We start from the raw sequence: 22,798 nt of genomic DNA, 5'->3' as shown, positions 1-22,798 counted from the left end.
CGGAGCATCACCTGAACATCGACACACGTTAACCCCCGACCATCAGCCGGACGACCTCATCATGGTTGGTCTCGGAAATCTTGCGCTCGCCGGCCTGGACGCCGCGCCGCAGCACGACGATGCGGTCCGAGACCGCAAAGATATCCTGAAGATTATGCGAGATGAAGATCACGCCGCGTCCTTGCGCCTTGAGCTGGTGGATCAGCGAAATCACCTTGCGCTGCTCCGGCACGCCCAATGCCGCCGTCGGTTCGTCCATGATGAGGATCTGCGCGTCCCAGTAGACGGCGCGGCCGATCGCGACGGCCTGGCGCTGGCCGCCGGAGAAATTGCTGACCGGGGCGTTCATCCGGCTGACGTGGAAATCCAGCCGCTTCATCGTCTCCCTGGCCGCGTCGGCCATCGCCTTGCGGTCGAGCACCGGCAGAAAGCCGAACGCCTTGCGCATCGGTTCGCGGCCAAGGAAGATGTTGGCGCCGATCGATAGATTGTCGGCCAGGGCCAGATCCTGGTAGATCGTCTCGATGCCTTTTTCGCGCGCCTCCTGCGGCGTCGCGAATGCCACCGGCTGGCCACCGAGCAGGATTTCGCCGCCTGTTGGCTGGAACACGCCCGAGATCGCCTTGATCAGCGTTGTCTTGCCTGCACCATTGTCGCCGGCAAGCGCCACCACTTCGCCCGGCCTCACGGCCATGGAGAAATCGCTGAGCGCACGCACCGCGCCGAAATGCTTGGACAGGTTGCGGACTTCGAGCAAGGGGGTGTTCGCGTTGGTGCTATTCATCCTGGCGGCCTCCACTGAACCGGCGCTGCGCCTGGTCTATGAGCACGGAAATGATGATGACGACGCCGACGGCGATGAACTGCCAGAACGGCTCGACATTGACGAAGACCAGCCCGTACTGGATCACCGCGATCACCAGCGCGCCGGCGACCGTGCCCAGGATCGTGCCGGAGCCTCCGAACAGGCTGGCGCCGCCGATCACCACCGCAGCGACGCTGTCGAGCAGCAGCGGCTCGCCGGCTTGTGCCGCGCCGGCGGTGAAGCGCGCCGCGTAGAGCGCCCCGCCAAGGCCGGCGCACATCGCCGACAGCACATAGAGCCGCAATATGTGGCCCCTGATGTCGATACCGGCACGCCGCGCCGCCTGCACATTGGCGCCGATGGCATAATTGTGCTGGCCGAACCGTGTCTGGCCGAGCAGATAATGCATCGCGATGACGAAAACGGCAGCGATCATGACCAGATAAGGCACGCCGTGGAACTTGCCGTTGCCGAGCAGCGCGAACCAGGAATTCTGCACCGGCACAGTCGTGCCGCCGGCAAGCAGGAAGGCGACACCGCGCGCCACGCCGAACATGCCGAGCGTTCCGATGAACGGCGGCACCCTGAGGCGCGAGATTAGGAGGCCATTGATGATGCCGGGCAAGCTGGCGACGATCACCGCCGCAAGGATGCCAGCCAGCATGGCCAGCGGCAAGGGAATGGCGGCGGCACCCGCCAGATTTGTGGCATGCGCGGCAACGACGGCGGCAAGCCCCATGATGAAGCCGAGCGACAGGTCTATGCCGCCCGAAATGATGACGAAGGTCTGTCCGGTCGCCAGCAGCAGCGGCGCTATCGCGAAGATCGCGATGGACTGCAAGTTGAACGGGTTGAGCACGAACGTCGCGCCGAAGGCGAACCTCGACCATATCTCGAAGCAGATGATCAGGCCGGCGAGGAACAACCAGGCGCGCCCTTCGGCGATGCGTCCGATCAGGGTCCTGGCCGGATCGCCATGATCGGCCTGGGGGGCGACATGCTTCTCGGCCGGCTGGGCTGGTGATGTCGAGGTCATGAATACTCCGCGGCGCGGCTGCCTTCAAAAAGACCCCGCCTTTCGCGGGACCCGGCACGAGCTCCCCCCGGCGATACCGGGAGGAGCCAAGCTCGTCTGGACCTACTCGGAGTAGAGATACTTCGAGATCTTCGGGTCCGCGATGTTGGACTTGTCCATGATCGTGAAGCCGGTGCCGATCGCGACCGGGATCGACTGGCCGGTCAGATGGGCATAGGCCGAAACGACCCCGAAATAACCGATCTCGGCGGGATGCTGGGCGATTGCCACATCCACGAGACCGGTATTGATGTTGTCGACGATGCTGGTCGGTGCATCGAAGGCAACGACCTTGACGGTGCCCGTCTGGCCCGCCTGCTTGACGCCGTTGGCGGCACCCAGGGCCGAGAACAGATTGGCGCCGAACACGCCGACGAGATCGGGATTGCGCGCGAAGACAGCCTGCAGCTGCGAGGCCGCCTTGTTGGCGTCGTCATCATTGAATTGGGTCTCCAGCACGGTGATGCCCGTATGCTTGGCCATCTCCTTCTTGAACCCCTCTTCGCGCTGGTCGGTCGTCGAAATGCCGGGCTTGACGTTCGACACATAGACCTTGCCCTTGTCGCCGATGGCGGTGGCCAGCGCGCGCGCGGCGATCTCCCCGCCCAGCACATTGTCCGAGGCAATGTAGGCCAGCGGAAAATCGGCATCGCCGGCACCCGTCTGGTAGACGCCGCTGCCGATGAAGGTATCGACTGTTATGACCGGGATGCCGGCGTCATTGGCCTTGCGCAGCGGCTCGACCAGCTGAACCTTGTCGGTCGGCGCGATCAGGATCGCATCCGGCTTCTTGGCGATGACCGCGTCGAGCACCGGCACCTGGGTGACCGGGTTGAAGTCTGGAGCGCCCTGGAAGACCAGGTTCACGCCGAGCGCATCGGCCGCCGCCTGGGCACCCTTGCGCATGGTGATGTAGAAGCCGTCGGTGGTGAGGCCTGGAATGAGCGCAATGGTGTATTTCTTGTCCTGCGCCTGTGCCGGCGCCATCAGCACCGTCGCGCTGACGGCAAGTACCGCGAGCGCGGCAACGATCTTCTTCATGACATCCTCCTCATTGTTGGCAGTTCTGCCGTTTTCGGTGACATTGGAATGGCCGTCATCCGCGCGGAGGCAGGATGCCGACGGCCGGGAACGCCTGTTGCCTTTCGCGGGCAGCTCCTCCCAAGCGCCCTCCAGTCTAAATGTCAGCCGGTCCAGCCGACCGGCACAATCGCCGTGCTCGCTTTCCTCGCCTCCGCGAGGTTAGGGAACCACCGCGTCCGGCATGCCTGCACGCCGGGTTCGCAGTTTGTAACACTTTGCAGAAATAAATTGCAACACGGTTTTTTCCGAGGCCACAACGCCGGCTTTTCCAGACATCATCTGACTGCTCCTCGGAGCCCCCGGCGAACTATCGTCCCGACTCTCCGGCGACACAATCGATTTCGCAACAGCTTCTCTCCGCGCCGACAGCGAGGCATCAGTCCGGCGGCTATCGCGTTGCAAGAACCGCGAGGATGGCCTGCGCCGTCTTGGTATCCGTTACCAGCGCGTTGATCAGCCGGGCGCGAGCGGCGCCAATGATGGCCGTCGCTTTTTCCGGCGTCGCGGCGATACCGATCACCAAGGGCACGGCCCGAAGTTGCGCCGGCGACATGGCGATCATCCGGCCCTCTCCTTCCCAGGCTATCAGCACGCCATCGGCATCGAAATAATGCCGAAGGACATCGCCGGCCGCATGGACCAGCGCCTGCTCGCTCGGCGTGGCGGCACTCGCCTCGGGCGCGTTGATGGCATGCGGCAGGCCAATGCCGACGATCGCCACATCAGTCCTGTCCCACAGCGCGACGGCATCGCGGATGGTGGCGTCTCCGAGGAAGACCTCGCGCAGCTCGCTCGACGGCAGATAGGGGGCGTGGATGAAGTGCGGCGTGCCGCCGAACTCCTCCGCGGCAAGCCGCACGAATTCGTTGACCTGGAAATGCGCCGCGTGCTGCTGCATGCCGCCGGTTGCGGCCACCGTCAGCACGCCTGGCATGCGTGGCAGGCCGGCTCGAATGACCTCGCGCACGGCGCGCCCCCAGCCGATGGCGACCACGGAGCCGGCCACCAGCTGCGCCTGCCTGAGCAAAGCGCCAAGCGGGGCGGAAAGCGCCGTCAGCGCGCCCGCCGCCGGCGTCTCGACAACGGCGGCGTCCCGCAATTTCAATCCGTCGACAAGTTCCCTGGTGATATCTTCCGGCGTCGCCAGGTCGATGACCTCGATGCGCACGATACCCTCCGCCCGCGCCCGCTGCAGCAGACGCGAAATCGTCGCGGTGGAGACACCGAGCTGCCGCGCTATGTCGACCTGCGACATCTCCTCCACGTAGTGCAGCTTGGCAACCGTGTGCAGCATGGTGCGCGATGCGGTCGCGTCCTGGACGGAGGGAACAGACAGCTTGCAATTCCTTTCAGCAACGTGTTACACACGTATACGCCGATGGGAGTTATCGCGCAAATCCGGCGAACTCGCAACTTGAGGGCCATACCAGGCCAAGCGCCGGCAAGGCTCCTTATCCCAGCGGCCGGCGATGCCTCAGGCGGCAAAAATCTCCCTGCCGGCAGGCGGGCAAACTGACCATTGTATCCACGGGATCAGCGCCCTCGGCGAGAGAGCGCCAACATCGGACAGAAGACCATGACGAAGATGACCACCGCGGAACGGCGCGGCTACCAGCAGATATGCGGCAAGGACGGGGCCATGGTGGCCATCGCTTGCGACCAGCGCGGCGGCATGCGCACCTTGCTGGCGTCCGACCCCGCGGACCAGGCCAGGATCACCAACGACATGCTCGGCGACACCAAGGCCGACATCACGCGCTACCTGGCAAGTGCGGCCTCCTGCGTGCTGCTCGACCCGCTCTGCGCCGTGCCGCGGGTTGTCGATGAAGGCGTGCTGAACCGGGATACCGCACTCCTCATCGGCCTCGACGCCTCCGGTTTCGATGTCTCGCCGGAAGGCTACCGCCTGTCTCGGCTGGTTCCCGACATCGATGCTCGGCGCGTGCGCGAACTCGGCGGCACGGGCGGCAAGATCATGGTGTATCTGCGAGCCGACAAGCCGCAGGCCAACGAACACAACATCGCCATCCTGCGCCAATGCATCACCGATTTCGGCAAGGAGGACCTGCTGCTCGTGGTCGAATTCCTGACCTATCAGCTCGAAGGTGAAAGCCCCGAGGACTATGCGGCCAAGACACCCTGGCTGATCGAGGAGGGTACAAGGATCTCGCTGGACTGCGGCGCGAAGGTGCTGAAGCTTCCCTACCCCGGAACGCCGGAAGCCTGCGCCAACATCACAAAAATGGCCGGCGAAGTGCCGTGGGCCGTGCTTTCGGCTGGCGTCAACCACGCCACCTTTCTCGGCCAGGTCGAGATCGCCATGCAAAACGGCGCCTCCGGTGTGATCGCCGGCCGTTCACTGTGGAAGGACTGCATCTCGCTCGACCGTGACATTCAACGCGAAAGGCTTGAGACCATCGCGGTGCCGCGACTGCGCGAGATCCAGGCGGTGATCGGGCACTATCGGCAGAAGGCCGCCGCCTGATATCCTGTTGGATCACCGGCACGTGCAGGATGTCATGCCACAAAAGTCGATGGCCATAGGGATCGATATCGGCGGCACCAATTTGCGTGCCGCCCGCATCTCGGGCACCGGTGAAATCCTAAAACGCCTTTCCGAGAAGAGCGCGCCCGATCCGGAACTGGTGCTTGGCCGCGTTGCCGACATGGTGCGCCTTCTCGATACGCCTGATGTGGTGGCCATCGGCGTCGGTGTTCCCGGCCGCGTCGATGCGCGCCGCGGCGCGGTCCTGTCGGGAGGCTACGTCAACCTTGCCTCGGCCGCGCTCGCGCAGCGGCTGGAAAGCATGACCGGCAAGCCTGTTGTCCTCGACAATGACTGCAATATGGCGCTGGCCGCCGAGATGGTCCTTGGCGCCGGCCAAGGCCACGACAACATCGCGATGTTCACCATCGGTACAGGCATCGGCGGCGCCGTCCTCCAGAACCGACGGATCATGCGCGGCCGGGCAACGGCGGGGCAACTTGGCCACATCACCGTCGACGTCAACGGCGAGGTCTGCGCCTGCGGGCGTCGCGGCTGTGTCGAAACCACCAGCTCCGGCACGGCACTTGGCCGCCATATCGCGCGCGCCGGCTTTGACCCCAACGTTTCGGTCGACCAGCTCTTTGCCCGCGACGCGGCCGGCGACATCAAGGCGCGCGGCATACTGGAGACCTGGGCAAGGCCGCTGCGCGCGGCGATCGATACCACCGTCGCCATGTTCGACCCCGATCTCGTCCTGCTTGGCGGTGGGCTTGGCCTGGCGGCACACAGAGCGCTTGGCCACGCGCCGGCGCTGGCGCCGTGGTACCAATGCCCGGTAGCGCCGGCGCAGCTCGGCGACGATGCCGGTGTGATCGGCGCCGCGCTGCAGGCGCTTTCGGCGACAGCGTCGACATCGCCTTCCGTTCAGCCTGGCCGCGCCAGACGCGCCGTGCTCGTCAACGGCATCCCGGCCAGCGGCAAGAGCACAGTGTCACGCGGCATCGCCGATCGCATGGGATGGCCGCTGCTTGCACTCGATACCGTCAAGAATCCGTTCCTCGAAGTGCTCGGCGGCGCCGACCGCGAATTCAATCGCACGCTCGGCCGCGCCAGCTATCAGGCAATCTGGTCGCTCGTCGGCGACGCCCCTGCAGGCAGCACCTTCATCGTCGATGCCTGGTTCGGTTTCCAGCCGCGGCAAGTGCTCGAAGATCATCTGCGCAAGGCCGGCGTCGAACACACAGTCGAATTCTGGTGCCACGCGCCCGGCGAGGTTCTGGCCGAACGTTATGGCGCCCGGCTCGGTCAGCGCCTACCCGGCCATCCCGGCGCTGCCTATATCCCTGAACTGATTGAACTGGCCAAGCGCGCCGAACCGCTGCGGCGCGGGCCGCTGTTCGACGTCGATACGACGCAGCCGATCGACTTCGATGCCATCGCCGCATGGCTGCGCGCGACCCTGGCCAGCGACGCCTGAGCCGCTTCAGGTGCCAGCGCCGGTTATGCCGGTGGCAGCCGAAGCGTCGCGCGGGCGATCTGCCAGGCGGATTTGACATGCCGCCGTGCCGCCGCTTCAGCCTCGTCGGGCCTGCGCGATCTGATGGCGTCCATGATCTCGGTCATCTCGGCAATCGCCGGTCCGCGACGGTTAACCGAAAGAATGGTCATGGAACGCAGCTGATTGATGCGCACATTGAGCCCGGTCACGATCTCCCAGGCGACGCGCTTGTCGGCTGCCTCGAAAAGCACTTCGTAGAACTTTGTCGTCGCCCGCATTACCTCGGCTGGCTTGCCGGATGCCCAAGCTTCGAAAAGATTGGCGAGCGCACTGTCGAGCAGGGTCAGTTGCGCGTTCGTCGCCGACATGGCGCAGGCACGCGCGGCTATGCCTTCGAGCAGGGCCCTGAGCTCATAGATCTCGTCGGTTCGACCAAGGTCCGGCTTGGCCACCGCCGGCCCGTGCCCCGGTATCATCTGCACCAGGCCTTCAGCCTCTAGCTGCCGCAAGACCTCGCGTACGACCGAACGGCTGACGCCGAGCTGGTCGCAAAGCGGCCGCTCGACCAGCCTTTCGCCAGGCTGGAAATGGAAATCCATGATCGCCTCGCGCATGCGCTCCAGCGCCAGTGTTCTCAAGGTCTTGGCGCTGCGGTCGATGCGAAGCGTGTCGTCTGACATGGGCGGTCTCCTGCCTCGCCACGAAAACAGATTCCATGGCCGGTTGACAAGTTTCTTGGCGCTCCATACCATGGTATACCATAAGATGATATGGCATAGACGACCGAGGACTTCATGCAGCCCGTCATTCGCAAGATCGTCACCTACACCGAAAACACGCTGATTGAGGGCGGCAAGGCAGCGCCTCGGCCGCTGCGCCTGATCGGCGTCGCGGCAGTGCTTGCCAATCCGTGGGCCGGACGCGGCTTCACCGACGATCTGTCGCCCGAAATCCGCGCCTGTGCGCCAGTGCTGGGAGAGACGCTGACCCGGGAAATCATCGCCGTCGCCGGTTCGGGCGACGCCATCGAGGGCTACGGCAAGGCCGCGATCTGCGGCACGTCGGGCGAGATCGAACACGCTTCGGCACTGATCCACACGCTGCATTTCGGCAATTACTACCGCCGTGCCGTGGGCGCCAAGACCTATCTCGCCTTCACCAATCTGCGCGGCGGCCCGAACACACCGATCATGATCCCGCTGATGGACAAGAACGACGAGGGTAGGCGCTCGCACTACCTGACAGTGCATTTCCAGATCGGCGACGCGCCGGCGCCGGACGAGTTGGTGGTGGCTCTCGGCGCCTCGATCGGCGGCCGGCCGCACCATCGTATCGGCGACCGCTACCAGGACCTCAAGGAAGTGGGCGACCTGCATGGCTGACGCACCCGCATCGGCATGGGCTCGACAGGGTACGGCGCCTGATGGCACCGGCTTCATTCGAGCCGGCTCGGGCGCGCCGGTACTGTTCATCCATGGCGTCGGCATGAATGCCGCGATCTGGCAGCCGCAGATCGACAGGATGGCCGGCAGTTGGGATGTGATCGCCATCGACATGCTCGGCCATGGCCGGTCGCCGCTCCCGCCACCGAGCCCGGAACTGGCCGACTATGCCGACCAGGCCATTCGCTTGCTCGATCATCTCGGCCTCGACAAGGTGTCGGTCGTCGGCCACTCGATGGGCGCGCTCGTCGCCCAGGAGCTTGCGTTGCGGGCACCGCAGCGCGTTCGCGGCATCGTATCGCTGAATGCCGTGTTCCGGCGCCCACCCGAATTGGCCGAGGCCGTCCGCCAGCGCGCGGCCGCCCTCACCGGCCAGGGCGACGCGACTGGCACGGCACAGACCATTGCCCGCTGGTTCGGGGATCCGGTGCCCGCCGAACTCGAGGCGGCGGCGGGCAAGACGGCGTCCGCGCTCAGCGCGGTCGACCCGGAAGGCTACGCCCGCACCTATCGCCTGTTCGCCCGCGCCGACGGCGACCACGCCGAGCGCCTGCAAACGCTTGCCGTGCCGGCTCTGTTCATGACCGGGTCCGAGGACAGGAACTCCTCGCCAGCGATGTCGGCCGCTCTGGCACGGTTGGCGCCGCATGGCCGCTGCATCGTGCTTGCCGGCGAACGGCACATGATGGCGGTGGCCGCACCGGACCGCACCACGCGCCGCATCGTCGGCTTCCTCGAAGCAACGGAGCGAGGGGACGGGACGGTGACTTCCGGTTTCGACAGCGGCGACTTCCGCCGCGCGCTCGGCTCCTTCCTTACCGGCGTCACCATCGTCACCACGATCGGGCCCGAAGGCGAGCCGCGCGGCTTCACAGCCAACTCCTTCACCTCGGTGTCGCTCGATCCGCCGCTGGTACTCGTCTGTATCGCCCACAAAGCCTTGGGCCATCCCGTCTTCGCCACCTCGAAGAGCTTCGCCATCAACATCCTCAATGAGGATCAGAAGGCGGCGTCCGGCATCTTCGCCTCGAAAGCGGCCGACAAATTCGCATCCGTGGCCTGGCGTCCAGGACAGACCGGCAGCCCGTTGCTGGACGGCTCGGTCGCGTCCTTCGACTGCGACATGGAGCGGCTGGTCGACGCGGGAGACCATTCCATCCTCATCGGCCGCGTACGCGATTTCGAGCACAACTCCTCGCAGCCTCTCGGCTACTGCCGCGGCGCCTATATCGCACCCGGCCTCAGCCAGGAGGCGCTTGCCGCCGCCCAGCCCGGCACCGATGTCGGCGCCATTCTCGAAAATGGCGGCAGGATCCTGTTTCTGGAAACGGCTGATGGCTTCGACCTGCCGCGCGGCCGGGGACTGGGCTCGGCCGGCGATGGCACGAGCCTCCGGGGCCTGCTTGCCGCCAAGGCTATCGAGGCCCAGCTCGGCTTCCTTTTCGCCGTCTGGGACGACGCTGGCAATTCGTCGCGCACGCATGTTTATTATCGCGGCACGTTCGACGTGCCCGCCTCCAGCGATCGTGGCATCCGGCTGGTCGACATCGACGCGATCGGCGACTTGAAGATCGTCGATCCGGCGGTCCGCTCGATGCTTACCCGCTATGTCAGGGAATGCATGCAGGACGCCTTTGGCGTCTATGTCGGCAATGAGATGGAAGGCGAAGTCAGGCCGCTAGGCAAAGCGCCCACGTCCGCTGCCTCCTATACAGGTGACCACAGATGAAGTTCTCGCTCTTCGTGCATATGGAACGGTCGGATCTCGCCAAGCCGCATTCGGAGCTGGTGAGCGAGCTCGAGGAATTGGTCCTGCAAGCGGAGCAGGCCGGCTTCGAGACGGCCTGGATCGGCGAGCATCACGGCATGGAATTCACCATCTCGCCGAACCCGTTCGTCAACATCGCCTATCTGGCGGCCAAAACCAGCCGCATCCGTCTCGGCACTGGCACGATCGTTGCGCCATTCTGGCATCCGATCAAGCTCGCCGGCGAAGCGGCGATGGCCGACGTCATCAGCGGCGGCCGGCTCGACATCGGCATCGCGCGCGGCGCCTACAGTTACGAATATCAACGTCTCTTCCCCGGTCTCGACGCCTGGGGCGCGGGCCAGCGCATGCGTGAGATGGTGCCGGCGATCCGTGGCCTATGGGACGGCGATTTCGAACTCTCCGGCGAGTTCTGGTCGTTCCCGCCGACCACTTCCTCGCCCAAGCCCTTGCAGAAACCATATCCGCCGATCTGGGTAGCGGCGCGCGACCCGAACTCGCACGATTTTGCGGTCGTCAACCACTGCAAGGTCCAGGTAACGCCGCTGGCTTCAGGCGACGACGAGGTGTCGAGCCTGATGCAGCGCTTCAACGCTGCTTGCGACGCGCATCCCGACATCGCCCGGCCGGAAATCATGCTCTTGATGCACACATTCGTCGCCGAGGATGCGGCCGACGCCGATCGGCTCGCCCGGGACCTGTCGAATTTCTACTGCCAGTTCGGCGCCTGGTTCCAGAACGAGAAGCCGGTGCATCAAGGCGTATTGGAGCCGCTCACAGAGGATGAGATCGCCGCGATGCCGCAATATGCGCCGGACAAGATCAGGCAGAATCTGGTGATCGGCAAAGCCGACGAAGTCATTGCCCGGCTGAAGGCCTATGAGGCACTCGGTTACGACCAGTACTCGATCTGGATCGACAGCGGGCTCTCGCACGAACGCAAGAAGAAATCGCTGCAACTGTTCATCGACCGGGTGATGCCGGCCTTCCTCTGATAGCGAGCCCATGACCGACGCTCTTTTCAGGAACTTCATCGACGGCCGCTTCGACGAGCCATCCGCGACCTTCGACAGCATCGATCCGTCGACCGGCGCGCCATGGGCCAGGATGCCGGCGGCAAGCGAAGCCGATGTCGACCGTGCCGTCGAGGCGGCGCACCGGGCACTGCGTTCGGGCCCGTGGACGGCGATGACCGCCACCGCGCGCGGCAAACTGCTGGTCAAGCTCGGCGACCTCGTCGCCGCCAATGCCAGGCGTCTTGCCGAACTCGAGACACGCGACACCGGCAAGATCATTCGCGAGACCCGTGCCCAGATCGCCTATGTCGGCGACTACTACCGCTACTATGGCGGGCTCGCCGACAAGCATGAAGGCGCGCATGTGCCGATCGACAAGGCGGATCTCGACGTCACCATCCGTCGCGAGCCGATCGGCGTCGTTGCCGCGGTCGTGCCTTGGAATTCGCAGCTCTTCCTGTCCGCCGTCAAGCTCGGCCCGGCGCTGGCCGCCGGCTGCACGGTCGTGCTCAAGGCCTCCGAGGACGGCCCGGCGCCGTTGCTTGCCTTCGCCGAACTCGTCCAGCAGGCCGGCTTTCCCGAAGGCACCGTCAACATCCTCACCGGCTTCGGCCAGGATTGCGGCCGCCGCCTGACCAGCCATCCGCTGGTCTCGCGCGTCGCCTTCACCGGCGGCCCGTCCACGGCGCGTGCGATCGTCAGGAACACAGCGGAAAATCTCGCCTATACGACGCTCGAGCTCGGCGGCAAGAGCCCGGTCGTGGTCTTCGCCGATGCCGATCTCGACAGCGCCGCCAACGCGGTGGTGGCCGGCATTTTTGCCGCGACCGGCCAAAGCTGCGTCGCCGGCTCGCGACTGCTGGTCGAAGGTTCGGTGAAGGACGAGTTCCTCGCCCGGCTGAAACGCAAGGCCGAGGCGATCAGGATCGGCGATCCGCAGGACCCGGCCACCGAAATGGGTCCGCTCGCCACACAACGTCAGCGCGACTGGATCGAAAAGATCGTCGTGGAAAGCCTCGCCAAGGGCGGCACGCTGATCACCGGAGGGACACGCCCCGGCGGCCCCGGCTTCTACTACGCGCCGACCATCATCGTTGCCGGCGATAGCAATCTGGCATGCGTGCGCGAGGAATTGTTCGGGCCTGTGCTCAGCGTGCTTGCCTTCGACACCGAAGCACAAGCGCTGGCGCTCGCCAACGACACCCCCTTCGGCCTGGCTTCCGGCGTGTTCACCAGCAATCTCGGCAAGGCGCACCGCATGGCGCGCGACATCCATGCCGGCGTCGTCTGGGTCAACACCTACCGCGCCGTGTCGCCGCTCGTTCCCTTCGGGGGTTACGGCCATTCCGGGCTCGGCCGCGAGGGCGGCCTCGATGCCATCAGAGACTATACGCGCTCCAAATCCGTCTGGATCAAGACCTCGGACGAGCTGATCCCCGATCCCTTCGTCATGCGCTGAACAGCGTGTGACGCAGGTGCACTGAGAAAAACAAGAACAGACCAACAGAGGAGAACAAAATGAAACTGATTTTGACCGGCATTCTGGCCGGACTGCTCGCGGCGACCGCCGCCAAAGCCGATGAAATGGCGTTCACCAGCTGGGGTGGCACAACACAAGAGGCACAGACCAAATCCTGGGCAGCGCCCTTCGAAGCCAGCTCCGGCATCAAGGTCCTCCAGGACGGGCCGACCGACTACGGCAAGCTCAAGGCCATGGTCGACGCCGGCAACGTCACCTGGGATGTCGTCGACGTCGAGATGGACTTCGCCATCAAGGCCGCCAAGGATGGCCTGCTGGAGCCTATCGACTATGCGATCGTGCCCAAGGCCGATCTCGACCCCCGCTTCAGCAATGAGCATGCCGTCGGCAGCTTCTACTATTCCTTCGTGCTCGCCTGGAACAAGGCCGCGGTCTCCGGTGACACGGCGAGCTGGGCCGACATGTTCGACACCAAGAAGTTCCCCGGCAAACGGACCTTCTACAAATGGTCGGCGCCGGGCGTCATCGAGATCGCACTGCTCGCCGACGGCGTGCCGGCGGACAAGCTCTATCCGCTCGATCTCGACCGCGCCTTCAAGAAGCTCGACACCATCAAGTCGGACATTGTCTGGTGGAGCGGTGGTGCGGAGTCGCAGCAGCTGATCGCCTCAGGCGAGGCCGCCTTCGGCCAGCTCTGGAACGGCCGCGTCTTCGCGTTGCAGCAGGACGGAACCGATGTCGGCGTCTCCTGGAAGCAGAACCTAACCGCCGCCGACGTTCTGGTCGTACCGAAAGGGGCGAAGAACAAGGACAGCGCCATGAAGTTCCTGGCCGCGGCCACCAGCCCGGCCGGCCAGGCGAAATTCGCCGAGGCCAGCGGCTATGCGCCGATCAATACCAAGGCCAAGGCCGAGATGCCGGCCGATGCGGTCAAGGCCCTGCCCGACGCTCATGTCGACGGCCAGATCAACCTCGACATGAACTACTGGGCCGAGCATCGCGACGAGATCGCCACGCGCTGGTACGCCTGGCAGACCAAATAGCGCCACAGAAACCGACGGGGCGCGGGAACCGCGCCCCGTTCGGGTAACGGGAACCGGCCGATGCAAGGAAATTCTCTCAGACGCGGCGCCATTGCCGGCCTGCCGGCCGGCAGCGGCGGCGCCTTGCCGGCCGTCGTTCTGGTCGGCCTGTTCTTCGTCGTACCGGTCGTCGCCCTTTTGCTGCGCAGCGTCACCGATCCCGAGCCCGGTCTGCAGAACTACGCCGCGCTGTTCGGCAGCGGCACCTATGTGCGCGTATTCCTGAACACCTTCCTCGTCGCCGCTGTCGTCACCACCGTCACCATCGTGGTGGCGTTTCCGGTCGCCTGGATGCTGGCGATCATGCCGCCGGCCTTCGGCTCGCTCGTCTTCGGCATCATCATCCTGTCGATGTGGACCAACCTCCTCACCCGGACCTATGCCTGGATGGTGCTGCTGCAACGCACAGGGGTGATCAACAGGACGCTGATGGAGCTGGGCATCATCCAGGAGCCGCTGCCGCTGATCAACAATCTCACCGGCGTCACCATCGGCATGGTCTACATCATGCTGCCCTTCATGATCCTGCCGCTGGTCGGCACGCTGCGCGCCATCGACCCGATGACGCTGCGCGCCGCCGCCCTTTGCGGGGCAACCCCGTTCCAGGCCTTCTGCCGTATCCTGTTGCCGCTGTCGCTTCCCGGCATCGCCGCCGGCGGGCTGATGGTCTTCGTCATGTCGCTTGGCTACTTCGTCACGCCTGCCCTGCTCGGCGGCACGTCCAACATGATGCTGGCCGAGATGATCGCCCAGACGGTGCAGTCGCTGCTCAACTGGGGGCTCGGCAGTGCGGCCGCCTTCGTCCTGCTCGTCGTCACCATGGCGCTTTACGCGCTCCAGCTTCGTCTGGTCGGCGCCAAGCGCCCCGCCGGAGGGCTCTGACATGCTGCTCGACTATGACAGGCTCGGGTGGCTGCGCATGGCGCTTGCCGGCTTTACCGCGCTGGTCGCGGCTTTTTTGCTGCTGCCGGTGGTTTTCATCGTGCTCTTGTCGTTCGGCTCCTCACGCTGGCTTGCCTTCCCGCCGCCCGGCTGGACGCTGAAATGGTACGAGCAGCTGTTGGCGGACCCGACCTGGATCGATGCCGCGCTGACCAGCGCAAAAATCGCCGCCATGGCCGCCATCCTCGCCGTCGGCATCGGCCTGTTCGCATCCTTCGGTTTGATCCGGGGTGAATTTCGCGGGCGCCAGATCCTGCGTGGGCTGCTGCTGACGCCCATGGTGCTGCCAGTGGTGGTGTTCGCCATCGCCGTCTACGCTTTCTTCCTGCGCATCGGGCTGGCCGGCACCACGATCGGCTTCGTCATCGCGCACACCGTCCTGGCACTGCCCTTCGCCATCATTCCGATCACCGCCGCGCTCGAGGGTTTCGACAAGTCCATCGAGGACGCGGCCATCGTCTGCGGCGCCAGCCCGCTGCAGGCACGGTTGCGGATCACCTTGCCCTCGATCCGGATCGGCATCTTCTCGGCGGCGATCTTTTCCTTCCTCGCCTCATGGGACGAGGTCGTGGTGGCGATCTTCATGGCGAGCCCGACCTTGCAGACCTTGCCGGTGAAGATCTGGGGCAGTTTGCGCGCCGACCTCAGTCCGGTCGTCGCCGCCGCCTCCAGCCTGCTCGTCGGCCTGACCTTGTGCCTGATGATCGTAACCGCACTCCTTCGCAGAAAATTATCGAGATGACCCGGCCATTCCTGTCCATACGCGCGGTGAGGAAAACCTTCGGTGCCTTCGTCGCCGTCCACGACGTCACCATCGATGTGCCCAAGGGCGAATTCCTGACCTTCCTCGGGCCGTCGGGCTCCGGCAAGTCGACGACGCTCTATGCGATCGCCGGTTTCCAGGACCCGACCTCCGGCGACGTCCTGCTGGAGGACAAGTCGCTGCTTTCAGTGCCGTCGCACAAGCGCAACATCGGCATGGTCTTCCAGCGTTACACGCTGTTTCCGCATCTGAGCGTTGCCGAGAACGTAGCCTTCCCGCTGCGCGTGCGCGGCCGCCCCGACGCCGAAGTGAAAAAGAAAGTCGCCGACATGCTGGCGCTGGTGCGGCTGGAGAATTTCGCCGGCCGCTATCCCGGCGCGCTGTCGGGCGGCCAGCAGCAGCGCGTGGCGCTTGCCCGTGCGCTCGCCTACGATCCGCCGATCCTGCTGATGGACGAGCCGCTGTCGGCGCTCGACAAGAAACTGCGCCAGGAGATCCAGGCCGAGATCCGCCGCATCCACCGTGAGACCGGTGTCACCATCCTCTATGTCACTCACGATCAGGAAGAGGCGCTCCATCTGTCGGATCGCATCGCCCTGTTCAAGGAAGGGCGCATCGAACAGATCGGCACCGGCGAGGACCTTTATCTCAGGCCGGCCAGCGAGTTCGTCGCCGGCTTCATCGGCAATTCGAATTTCCTGCCCGCCGAGCATCTGGAAACCGCCAATGGCGCGTCGACCGTACGCCTGGCCGATGGTTCGGTCGTGAGTGGCGTGAAGACGACGCAGGCCTTCGATCGCGGCCAGAAGGCGCGGCTGATGGTGCGCCCCGAAGCCTTCCGGCTCACGCCTGGACCAGCGAGCGCAGCACTCGCCGTCGAAATCGTCGATACCGCCTTCTTCGGCGACCGCAAGCGCGTCGTAGCGCGAACCGCCGGCGGCGATGAGATCGATGTCAGGCCGACTTCGGATGCGGTGGAACCGGATAGCGCGGATTGCGCCACCGGCAGGCGGATCTTTTTCGATCCTGCTTCCGCCTTCCTGTTTCCAGCCTGAAGACCGAAAGTCTTCCCTTGGAAACGCGGCGGCAATTCCGCCGGCGGCCCGCACGGCCGGGCCTGTCGCTGGTGACGGCGAGCCACGGGCACAAAATCGTCGCCCGTCTCGCCGCCGGCACCGGCCACTCAATCAATAGCCGACGGTGAAGCGCTGCCTGACATGCGTCGGCTTCTCGATCTCGTCGACCATGACGATGGCATAGTCCTCGAACGAAATGCTGCTGCCCTTGTCCGAGACGAGAAGCGTGTCCTTGCCGAGGCGGAACTTGCCAGTGCGCTCGCCTGGGACGAACAGGGCCGACGGCGACAGGAAGGTCCAGTCGAGATCGCCGACCGTCTTGAGCTTATCCAGGAAGTCTGCGCCCTTCTGTGCTTCGGCCTTGTAGATCGCGGGGAATTCGGGCGTATCGACCAGCCGCTTGCCGGGCGCCACTTCAAGACTGCCCGCGCCGCCCACGACGAGATAGCGCTTCACGCCAGAGGCACGCACCGCGGCGATCAGCGTGTCGGGGTCGCTGTCCACGAAATGCACGGAGCTGATCACCACATCGTGTCCACGGATCAAATCGGCGAGACCTTGCCGGTCGAAGACATCGCCCTTCCTGGCGGTCACGCCGGGCAGCGCCGCGATCTTTTCCGGGCTGCGGGCGATGCCGGTGACCGTATGGCCACGGTCGGAGAGTTCCTTGAGCAGGCGCGAACCGACAGCGCCGGAGGCGCCGATGAGAGCAACTTTTGCCATGTCTTCTTCTTCCGTTCCTGTTGGAGGGCTGATTGATGGAGATCACGCCGCCGCGAGATGGGCGACGAGACTGTCGAAGCTGCCGAACAGCGCGTTCGAACCGATGAGCCGGGGCGCTTCGTTGCGGATGACCGCCAGCGAAGGCACGCCATTCGCATGCAAGCGCTGGAACAGCGCGCGGCCACGATTGACCAGCTCGAGGTGCGCCGTCAGCAAGGTTTCGGTCGGGCTGTTCAGGATCGCGGCGGCATCTATCATGCCAGCGTCGGCGAGCACGGCAGACACGCCTTCGACAGTTACGATATCGCGACGGTCGACGTAGCGCGCACGTTGGATCGCCTTGAGAGCGGTCAACCGGCGGCTGGGGTCTTCCAGGCCGGCGGCGCTGATGCCGAGGGTCGCGGCATGCGAGTCCAGCAAGGTGCCCCAGATGCCGAGGACATTGCGCTGATAAGCCTGCGTGAAGGCTTGTCCGGTTAGACGCTCGATACGCTGGTCGTTTGCCCAGGCGTGAGCGGCAAAACCTTCATCCATTGGCCTCGCGCCCGCTCCCGAAAACAGGCCGGTGGGCAGCAATTCGACGCGCACGCCGCTGGCCACCAATTTGTCCAGCATCGGCGTGGCGCCGTAGCACCAGCCGCAGAGCGGATCGAAAAGATAAGTCACGTCCAACTGAGCCATGATTACCTGATATCCCTTGGCGCGACGTGTCCGCGATCTGACCGTCAAATGTCTTGCTCCTATGTGGCAGACGACGATCTTGCGATAAATGATCTCTAATCATACAAACTGTCTGATCCGATCAGACAAAAGCGAGCGCCGTGGCCGACCTGCTGAACCTCAATCGCCTCGTCTATTTCACCACTGTCATGGAGACCGGCTCTTTCACATCGGCAGCCGACCGGCTTGGCGTCGCCAAAGCCGTGGTCAGCCATCAGATCGGCAAGCTCGAGGAGGAATTGGGTGCGACACTCATGCGACGCACGACGCGGCGTGTCGCGCCGACCGAAGAGGGACGCCTCTTCCATGATCGCGCGATGATCATCCTGCGGGAAGCGGAGGCCGCCTATGGCGAGATTTCGCGCGCGGCATCCGCGTAGGCTGGCTTGCCGATTCCTCCAACCAGGCGCGGCGCCTGGGCACGATTCGGCAGATCGTGGTGGCAAGCCCTGCGTTCGCCGCAAGCTTGCCGCAAGGCGTGAGCCCCCGCCAGGCGCGATCACTGGCCTGGGTCGGAAACGCCCAGCTTCACGGCATCAGCCAATGGCTGTTTTCACGGGATGACGACAAGGTGCTGACCGAACTCAACCCGGTCATCACATGCGACAAGAGCCCGGCTGCCCATGCCTGCGTGCTTGCCGGCATAGGGCTGGGCGTATTTCCCGACTACAGCGTCAGCAACGACATCGCCGAGGGGCGGCTGGTGCCGGTCTTTGCCGACTGGGCCTTGCCCACTGGCGGCATTCACGCTGTCTTTCCGCCGGCAAGGTTCCGGCCCGCCAAGGTGTGCGCGTTTGTGGATCTGCTCGCCACCGCCGAGAAGAAACGATCGCGCGGCAGCGTCATGCTGTGAGATGCAGCAGAAGGTCGGCAAAGACTTACATTAAAAAAGCGGTTCTGCCGCACCCCGAAAGAGGCCTTCAACTCCAAGGCGGCGCTTATCCGAACGCAAAACGGCCCGCCGGCTTTGCGCCTGGCGGGCCGTTTTGGTAAGTTTGGTTGCGGGGACAGGATTTGAACCTGTGACCTTCAGGTTATGAGCCTGACGAGCTACCGGGCTGCTCCACCCCGCGCCACCACCGCGATCGCCGCTCTACTTTGGCGACTGCGGCATTCCTGTATCCACCAAATGAAAGGGCCGCTTAGAGCGGCCCGGGATCCCTTGGCGGGCCTTTATGCATGTCGCCCAAAAAGTGTTAGCGGTTTTGGGGCAACGACATGCATCGAACAAAGCAATGAGAAGATTTCTCTGTCATCCGGTTGGATGTGAGTTTGAACGTGCGCTTAGCAGACCTGGCAGCGACCTACTCTCCCGCGTCTTGAGACGAAGTACCATCAGCGCTGGAGCGTTTCACGGCCGAGTTCGGAATGGGATCGGGTGCAGCCGCTCCGCCATAACCACCAGGTCGGCAAAACGCACGTTATTCGAGAAGCTGGTTTGAGCGAATAGCCATAGAGAGGAGCGAATAGGGGACCTATTTTGTGCTTTCTCGGCGCTTTTCGCTGGTCTTTTTGTGCCTTGGCCGTCCTTGGGGTCTGGCCCTTCGAAGCGAAGCTTCGCAAGGTCGACCGACCGTCGGCGCCGATGCGCCGCACCCACGTAGCGCCGCCCGAAGGGCGGAACAAGCGTGAGTGAGAACAAACCATTTGACTTCGTCAAATGGACATTAGGAATGAGAACGATCAAGCCGATCGAACTATTAGTACCGGTAAGCTTCAAGCGTTGCCGCTCTTCCACACCCGGCCTATCAACGTGGTCGTCTTCCACGGTTCTCAGGGAATACTCGTTTTAAGGTGGGTTTCCCGCTTAGATGCCTTCAGCGGTTATCCCGTCCGGATATAGCTACCCTGCTATGCGGCTGGCGCCACAACAGGTCCACCAGAGATCCGTCCATCCCGGTCCTCTCGTACTAGGGACAGATCCTTTCAATATTCCTACACCCACGGCAGATAGGGACCGAACTGTCTCACGACGTTCTGAACCCAACTCACGTACCGCTTTAAATGGCGAACAGCCATACCCTTGGGACCTGCTCCAGCCCCAGGATGCGATGAGTCGACATCGAGGTGCCAAACAACCCCGTCGATATGGACTCTTGGGGGTCATCAGCCTGTTATCCCCGGCGTACCTTTTATCCGTTGAGCGATGGCCCTTCCACGCGGGACCACCGGATCACTATGACCGACTTTCGTCTCTGCTCGACTTGTCAGTCTCGCAGTCAGGCAGGCTTATGCCATTGCACTCAGCGAACGATTTCCGACCGTTCTGAGCCCACCATCGCGCGCCTCCGTTACTCTTTAGGAGGCGACCGCCCCAGTCAAACTACCCACCATACATTGTCCCGGACCCGGATAACGGGCCGCGGTTAGACATCCATAGTAATAAGGGTGGTATTTCAAGGGTGGCTCCACCTGAGCTGGCGCCCAGGTTTCAAAGCCTACCACCTATCCTACACATGCCACTACGAATGCCAATGTAAAGCTATAGTAAAGGTGCACGGGGTCTTTCCGTCTAACCGCAGGAACCCCGCATCTTCACGGGGAATTCAATTTCACTGAGTCTATGCTGGAGACAGCGGGGAAGTCGTTACGCCATTCGTGCAGGTCGGAACTTACCCGACAAGGAATTTCGCTACCTTAGGACCGTTATAGTTACGGCCGCCGTTTACTGGGGCTTCGATTCAGAGCTTGCACCCCTCCTCTTAACCTTCCAGCACCGGGCAGGCGTCAGACCCTATACGTCGTCTTGCGACTTCGCAGAGCCCTGTGTTTTTGATAAACAGTCGCTACCCCCTGGTCTGTGCCACCCTCCTCTACTTGCGTAGAAAAGGGTCACGCTTCTTCCGAAGTTACGCGTGCAATTTGCCGAGTTCCTTCAGCATAGTTCTCTCAAGCGCCTTGGTATACTCTACCAGACCACCAGTGTCGGTTTCGGGTACGGTTTATAAGGAGGAGCTATTTCCTGGAACCACGCAGCAGCCCGTTCAATCCGATAAGATTGGACTACCTCAATGATCCGTCACTACCTCCAAGCCCACGAATATTAACGTGGTTCCCATCGACTACGCGTTTCCGCCTCGTCTTAGGGGCCGGCTAACCCTGCTCAGATTAGCTTTAAGCAGGAACCCTTGGTCTTTCGGCGGGGGAGTCTCTCACTCCCCTTACGTTACTCATGTCAGCATTCGCACTTCTGATACCTCCACCACCCCTCACGGGTATGGCTTCATCAGCTTACAGAACGCTCCGCTACCGCTTGGCCCTTGCGGACCAAACCCTAAGCTTCGGTGTATGGCTTTAGCCCCGTTACATTTTCGGCGCAAAGACCCTTATTTAGACCAGTGAGCTGTTACGCTTTCTTTAAATGATGGCTGCTTCTAAGCCAACATCCTGGTTGTTTTGGGATCCTCACATCCTTTCCCACTTAGCCATAACTTGGGGACCTTAGCTGTAGGTCAGGGTTGTTTCCCTTTTCACGACGGACGTTAGCACCCGCCGTGTGTCTGCCGACTAGTACTCCCAGGTATTCGGAGTTTGGTTAGGTTTGGTAATCCGGTGAGGACCCCTAGCCCATCCAGTGCTCTACCCCCTGGGGTATTCGGTCGACGCTCTACCTAAATAGATTTCGCGGAGAACCAGCTATTTCCGAGTTTGATTGGCCTTTCACCCCTAGCCACAAGTCATCCCGAACTATTGCAACAGTTATGGGTTCGGTCCTCCAGTAAGTGTTACCTTACCTTCAACCTGCTCATGGCTAGATCACTCGGTTTCGGGTCTAATGCGACGAACTGAACGCCCTGTTCAGACTCGCTTTCGCTGCGCCTACACCTAGCGGTTTAAGCTTGCTCGTCACACTAAGTCGCTGACCCATTATACAAAAGGTACGTGGTCACCCAGGACGAACCTTGGGCTTCCACTGTTTGTAGGCAATCGGTTTCAGGTACTCTTTCACTCCCCTTGTCGGGGTGCTTTTCACCTTTCCCTCACGGTACTAGTTCGCTATCGGTCATGCACGAGTACTTAGGCTTGGAGGGTGGTCCCCCCAATTTCAGACAGGATTTCACGTGTCCCGCCTTACTCGAGGACGATTGATTGCATTACGCGTACGGGGCTGTCACCCACTATGGCCCTACTTTCCAGAAGGTTCCGCTTGTCTCTCAATCGCCACTGGCCTGGTCCGGGTTCGCTCGCCACTACTTCCGGAGTCTCGGTTGATGTCCTTTCCTACGGGTACTTAGATGTTTCAGTTCCCCGCGTTCGCCACTTTATCCCTATGTATTCAGGATAAGTTACCTATATCTGATACTTGGAAACCACAGCAGCAAGCTTGCGCGATCTCGAAGAGATCGTCGCCTCACGCGCAATCCTTGCGGATTTTGCGTAGTCACCCTGCTACTCTGATTTTCCAAGCACCTTAGGTGGGTTTCCCCATTCGGAAATCTACGGATCAAAGGGTATTCGCACCTCCCCGTAGCTTATCGCAGCGTATCACGTCCTTCATCGCCTGTGCATGCCAAGGCATCCACCAATTGCCCTTAAGACACTTGATCGTTCTCATTGCCAATATCCACCCGCGCGATCTCGAAGAGATCGTCGCTTCAGCTAACCCCTTGCGGGATTAGCCCAAGCGCGATCCCAAAGGGATCGTCGCATAAGCGCAATCCTGTGCGGGATTATCACTTGATGTCATTGGCACAAAAAGACCAGCTTCTCGAGATCGGTTCGAGGGTGCGGTTAGGCAAACCCATCATATGCAAGGGATTGAGCGTCCCTTGCGACAAATCATGACCCTTGCGGCTCATGAAGTTCGAACAAATCTTCTCTTTACGATGTCAAACAG

Annotated in this window: 17 protein-coding genes, 1 tRNA gene, 2 rRNA genes and 1 pseudogene; 11 read left to right on the top strand and 10 right to left on the bottom strand. The window is 62.9% G+C overall.

The window, feature by feature from the left end; translation table 11 throughout:
• Window positions 1-28: 28 nt before the first annotated feature.
• The 4 genes from O7A60_RS05250 to O7A60_RS05235 all read right to left on the bottom strand — a co-directional run bounded on the left by O7A60_RS05250 (window position 29) and on the right by O7A60_RS05235 (window position 4,257).
• A complete protein-coding gene (locus O7A60_RS05250; protein ID WP_140503133.1) occupies window positions 29-784 on the bottom strand; it encodes an ATP-binding cassette domain-containing protein in 756 nt (251 codons plus the stop codon).
• Window positions 777-1,841 carry an ABC transporter permease subunit gene (locus O7A60_RS05245; protein WP_337105340.1) on the bottom strand — a complete coding sequence of 355 codons (1,065 nt, stop codon included), beginning with the start codon at window positions 1,839-1,841 and terminating at the stop codon, window positions 777-779. The genes O7A60_RS05250 and O7A60_RS05245 overlap by 8 nt, the downstream gene beginning before the upstream one ends.
• Before the next feature lie 102 nt (window positions 1,842-1,943).
• A complete protein-coding gene (locus tag O7A60_RS05240) occupies window positions 1,944-2,921 on the bottom strand; it encodes an ABC transporter substrate-binding protein (RefSeq protein WP_140503137.1) in 978 nt (325 codons plus the stop codon).
• Between the two features lie 430 nt (window positions 2,922-3,351).
• Window positions 3,352-4,257, bottom strand: a complete 906-nt coding sequence (locus O7A60_RS05235; protein WP_140503139.1) for a sugar-binding transcriptional regulator — start codon at window positions 4,255-4,257, stop codon at window positions 3,352-3,354.
• Window positions 4,258-4,539: 282 nt separating this feature from the next.
• Here O7A60_RS05235 and O7A60_RS05230 point away from each other — a divergent pair, with 282 nt between their 5' ends.
• Window positions 4,540-5,448, top strand: coding sequence for a tagatose-bisphosphate aldolase (locus O7A60_RS05230; RefSeq protein ID WP_337105339.1), 909 nt, complete (start codon window positions 4,540-4,542; stop codon window positions 5,446-5,448).
• 34 nt (window positions 5,449-5,482) lie between these two features.
• Window positions 5,483-6,928: an ROK family protein gene (locus O7A60_RS05225; protein WP_337105338.1), complete on the top strand. Its 1,446-nt coding sequence runs from the start codon at window positions 5,483-5,485 to the stop codon at window positions 6,926-6,928.
• Window positions 6,929-6,951: 23 nt separating this feature from the next.
• Here the strand turns inward: O7A60_RS05225 and O7A60_RS05220 are convergent, their stop codons facing one another.
• Window positions 6,952-7,629 (bottom strand): GntR family transcriptional regulator, encoded by a 678-nt coding sequence (locus O7A60_RS05220; RefSeq protein WP_027144617.1) that lies wholly within the window; start codon window positions 7,627-7,629, stop codon window positions 6,952-6,954.
• A gap of 114 nt (window positions 7,630-7,743) precedes the next feature.
• Here O7A60_RS05220 and O7A60_RS05215 point away from each other — a divergent pair, with 114 nt between their 5' ends.
• Genes O7A60_RS05215 through O7A60_RS05180 form a run of 8 tightly spaced genes read left to right on the top strand, consistent with a single transcriptional unit; the run spans window position 7,744 to window position 16,497 of the window.
• Entirely contained in the window at window positions 7,744-8,331 is a 588-nt protein-coding gene (locus O7A60_RS05215; protein ID WP_337105337.1) for an amino acid synthesis family protein, read from the top strand.
• Window positions 8,324-10,120 carry an alpha/beta fold hydrolase gene (locus O7A60_RS05210; protein ID WP_337105336.1) on the top strand — a complete coding sequence of 599 codons (1,797 nt, stop codon included), beginning with the start codon at window positions 8,324-8,326 and terminating at the stop codon, window positions 10,118-10,120. The genes O7A60_RS05215 and O7A60_RS05210 overlap by 8 nt, the downstream gene beginning before the upstream one ends.
• Window positions 10,117-11,154, top strand: a complete 1,038-nt coding sequence (locus O7A60_RS05205; RefSeq protein WP_337105335.1) for an LLM class flavin-dependent oxidoreductase — start codon at window positions 10,117-10,119, stop codon at window positions 11,152-11,154. Before O7A60_RS05210 ends, O7A60_RS05205 begins: the two co-directional genes overlap by 4 nt.
• 10 nt (window positions 11,155-11,164) lie before the next feature.
• Window positions 11,165-12,634 carry an aldehyde dehydrogenase gene (locus O7A60_RS05200; RefSeq protein WP_337105334.1) on the top strand — a complete coding sequence of 490 codons (1,470 nt, stop codon included), beginning with the start codon at window positions 11,165-11,167 and terminating at the stop codon, window positions 12,632-12,634.
• A gap of 59 nt (window positions 12,635-12,693) precedes the next feature.
• Window positions 12,694-13,698 (top strand): ABC transporter substrate-binding protein, encoded by a 1,005-nt coding sequence (locus tag O7A60_RS05195; RefSeq protein ID WP_337105333.1) that lies wholly within the window; start codon window positions 12,694-12,696, stop codon window positions 13,696-13,698.
• A 60-nt stretch (window positions 13,699-13,758) separates the two neighbouring features.
• The gene (locus O7A60_RS05190; protein ID WP_337105332.1) at window positions 13,759-14,619 is read left to right on the top strand and encodes an ABC transporter permease; all 861 of its coding nucleotides are present in this window, start codon (window positions 13,759-13,761) and stop codon (window positions 14,617-14,619) included.
• A gap of 1 nt (window position 14,620) precedes the next feature.
• Window positions 14,621-15,421 carry an ABC transporter permease gene (locus tag O7A60_RS05185; protein ID WP_337105331.1) on the top strand — a complete coding sequence of 267 codons (801 nt, stop codon included), beginning with the start codon at window positions 14,621-14,623 and terminating at the stop codon, window positions 15,419-15,421.
• Entirely contained in the window at window positions 15,418-16,497 is a 1,080-nt protein-coding gene (locus tag O7A60_RS05180) for an ABC transporter ATP-binding protein (protein ID WP_337105329.1), read from the top strand. The genes O7A60_RS05185 and O7A60_RS05180 overlap by 4 nt, the downstream gene beginning before the upstream one ends.
• Before the next feature lie 132 nt (window positions 16,498-16,629).
• Here O7A60_RS05180 and O7A60_RS05175 read toward each other — a convergent pair whose 3' ends face one another.
• Both O7A60_RS05175 and O7A60_RS05170 read right to left on the bottom strand, forming a co-directional pair.
• Window positions 16,630-17,241 carry an NAD(P)-dependent oxidoreductase gene (locus O7A60_RS05175; RefSeq protein ID WP_337105327.1) on the bottom strand — a complete coding sequence of 204 codons (612 nt, stop codon included), beginning with the start codon at window positions 17,239-17,241 and terminating at the stop codon, window positions 16,630-16,632.
• 42 nt (window positions 17,242-17,283) lie between these two features.
• Window positions 17,284-17,922 (bottom strand): DsbA family protein, encoded by a 639-nt coding sequence (locus O7A60_RS05170; protein ID WP_337105325.1) that lies wholly within the window; start codon window positions 17,920-17,922, stop codon window positions 17,284-17,286.
• A 140-nt stretch (window positions 17,923-18,062) separates the two neighbouring features.
• On the opposite strand from O7A60_RS05170, the pseudogene O7A60_RS05165 reads away from it, so the two are divergent.
• A pseudogene (locus O7A60_RS05165) lies at window positions 18,063-18,814 on the top strand (LysR family transcriptional regulator).
• A 143-nt stretch (window positions 18,815-18,957) separates the two neighbouring features.
• Here the strand turns inward: O7A60_RS05165 and O7A60_RS05160 are convergent.
• The 3 genes from O7A60_RS05160 to O7A60_RS05150 all read right to left on the bottom strand — a co-directional run bounded on the left by O7A60_RS05160 (window position 18,958) and on the right by O7A60_RS05150 (window position 22,508).
• A tRNA-Met gene (locus O7A60_RS05160) sits at window positions 18,958-19,034 on the bottom strand.
• 218 nt (window positions 19,035-19,252) lie between these two features.
• A 5S ribosomal RNA gene (gene rrf / locus O7A60_RS05155) occupies window positions 19,253-19,367 on the bottom strand.
• 273 nt (window positions 19,368-19,640) lie between these two features.
• Window positions 19,641-22,508: ribosomal RNA gene (locus tag O7A60_RS05150) — 23S ribosomal RNA — on the bottom strand.
• Between the last annotated feature and the right edge of the window lie 290 nt (window positions 22,509-22,798).

Origin of the sequence: Mesorhizobium salmacidum (SeqCode) (assembly GCF_037179605.1) — a bacterium.
In the GTDB taxonomy this organism is placed as follows: Bacteria; Pseudomonadota; Alphaproteobacteria; order Rhizobiales; family Rhizobiaceae; genus Mesorhizobium; species Mesorhizobium salmacidum.
Note: the sequence above shows the minus strand (reverse complement) of the source record. Positions and strands in the feature narration are given on the sequence as shown.

Excerpts from the sequence above, each read along its gene's own strand:
- O7A60_RS05225 (WP_337105338.1), top strand. The coding sequence starts at position 5,483 with ATGCCACAAAAGTCGATGGCCATAGGGATCGATATCGGCGGCACCAAT.
- O7A60_RS05245 (WP_337105340.1), bottom strand. The coding sequence starts at position 1,841 with ATGACCTCGACATCACCAGCCCAGCCGGCCGAGAAGCATGTCGCCCCC.
- O7A60_RS05210 (WP_337105336.1), top strand. The coding sequence starts at position 8,324 with ATGGCTGACGCACCCGCATCGGCATGGGCTCGACAGGGTACGGCGCCT.
- O7A60_RS05235 (WP_140503139.1), bottom strand. The coding sequence starts at position 4,257 with ATGCTGCACACGGTTGCCAAGCTGCACTACGTGGAGGAGATGTCGCAG.
- O7A60_RS05190 (WP_337105332.1), top strand. The coding sequence starts at position 13,759 with ATGCAAGGAAATTCTCTCAGACGCGGCGCCATTGCCGGCCTGCCGGCC.
- O7A60_RS05215 (WP_337105337.1), top strand. The coding sequence starts at position 7,744 with ATGCAGCCCGTCATTCGCAAGATCGTCACCTACACCGAAAACACGCTG.
- O7A60_RS05185 (WP_337105331.1), top strand. The coding sequence starts at position 14,621 with ATGCTGCTCGACTATGACAGGCTCGGGTGGCTGCGCATGGCGCTTGCC.
- O7A60_RS05230 (WP_337105339.1), top strand. The coding sequence starts at position 4,540 with ATGACGAAGATGACCACCGCGGAACGGCGCGGCTACCAGCAGATATGC.
- O7A60_RS05175 (WP_337105327.1), bottom strand. The coding sequence starts at position 17,241 with ATGGCAAAAGTTGCTCTCATCGGCGCCTCCGGCGCTGTCGGTTCGCGC.
- O7A60_RS05220 (WP_027144617.1), bottom strand. The coding sequence starts at position 7,629 with ATGTCAGACGACACGCTTCGCATCGACCGCAGCGCCAAGACCTTGAGA.
- O7A60_RS05240 (WP_140503137.1), bottom strand. The coding sequence starts at position 2,921 with ATGAAGAAGATCGTTGCCGCGCTCGCGGTACTTGCCGTCAGCGCGACG.
- O7A60_RS05180 (WP_337105329.1), top strand. The coding sequence starts at position 15,418 with ATGACCCGGCCATTCCTGTCCATACGCGCGGTGAGGAAAACCTTCGGT.
- O7A60_RS05195 (WP_337105333.1), top strand. The coding sequence starts at position 12,694 with ATGAAACTGATTTTGACCGGCATTCTGGCCGGACTGCTCGCGGCGACC.
- O7A60_RS05170 (WP_337105325.1), bottom strand. The coding sequence starts at position 17,922 with ATGGCTCAGTTGGACGTGACTTATCTTTTCGATCCGCTCTGCGGCTGG.
- O7A60_RS05205 (WP_337105335.1), top strand. The coding sequence starts at position 10,117 with ATGAAGTTCTCGCTCTTCGTGCATATGGAACGGTCGGATCTCGCCAAG.
- O7A60_RS05200 (WP_337105334.1), top strand. The coding sequence starts at position 11,165 with ATGACCGACGCTCTTTTCAGGAACTTCATCGACGGCCGCTTCGACGAG.
- O7A60_RS05250 (WP_140503133.1), bottom strand. The coding sequence starts at position 784 with ATGAATAGCACCAACGCGAACACCCCCTTGCTCGAAGTCCGCAACCTG.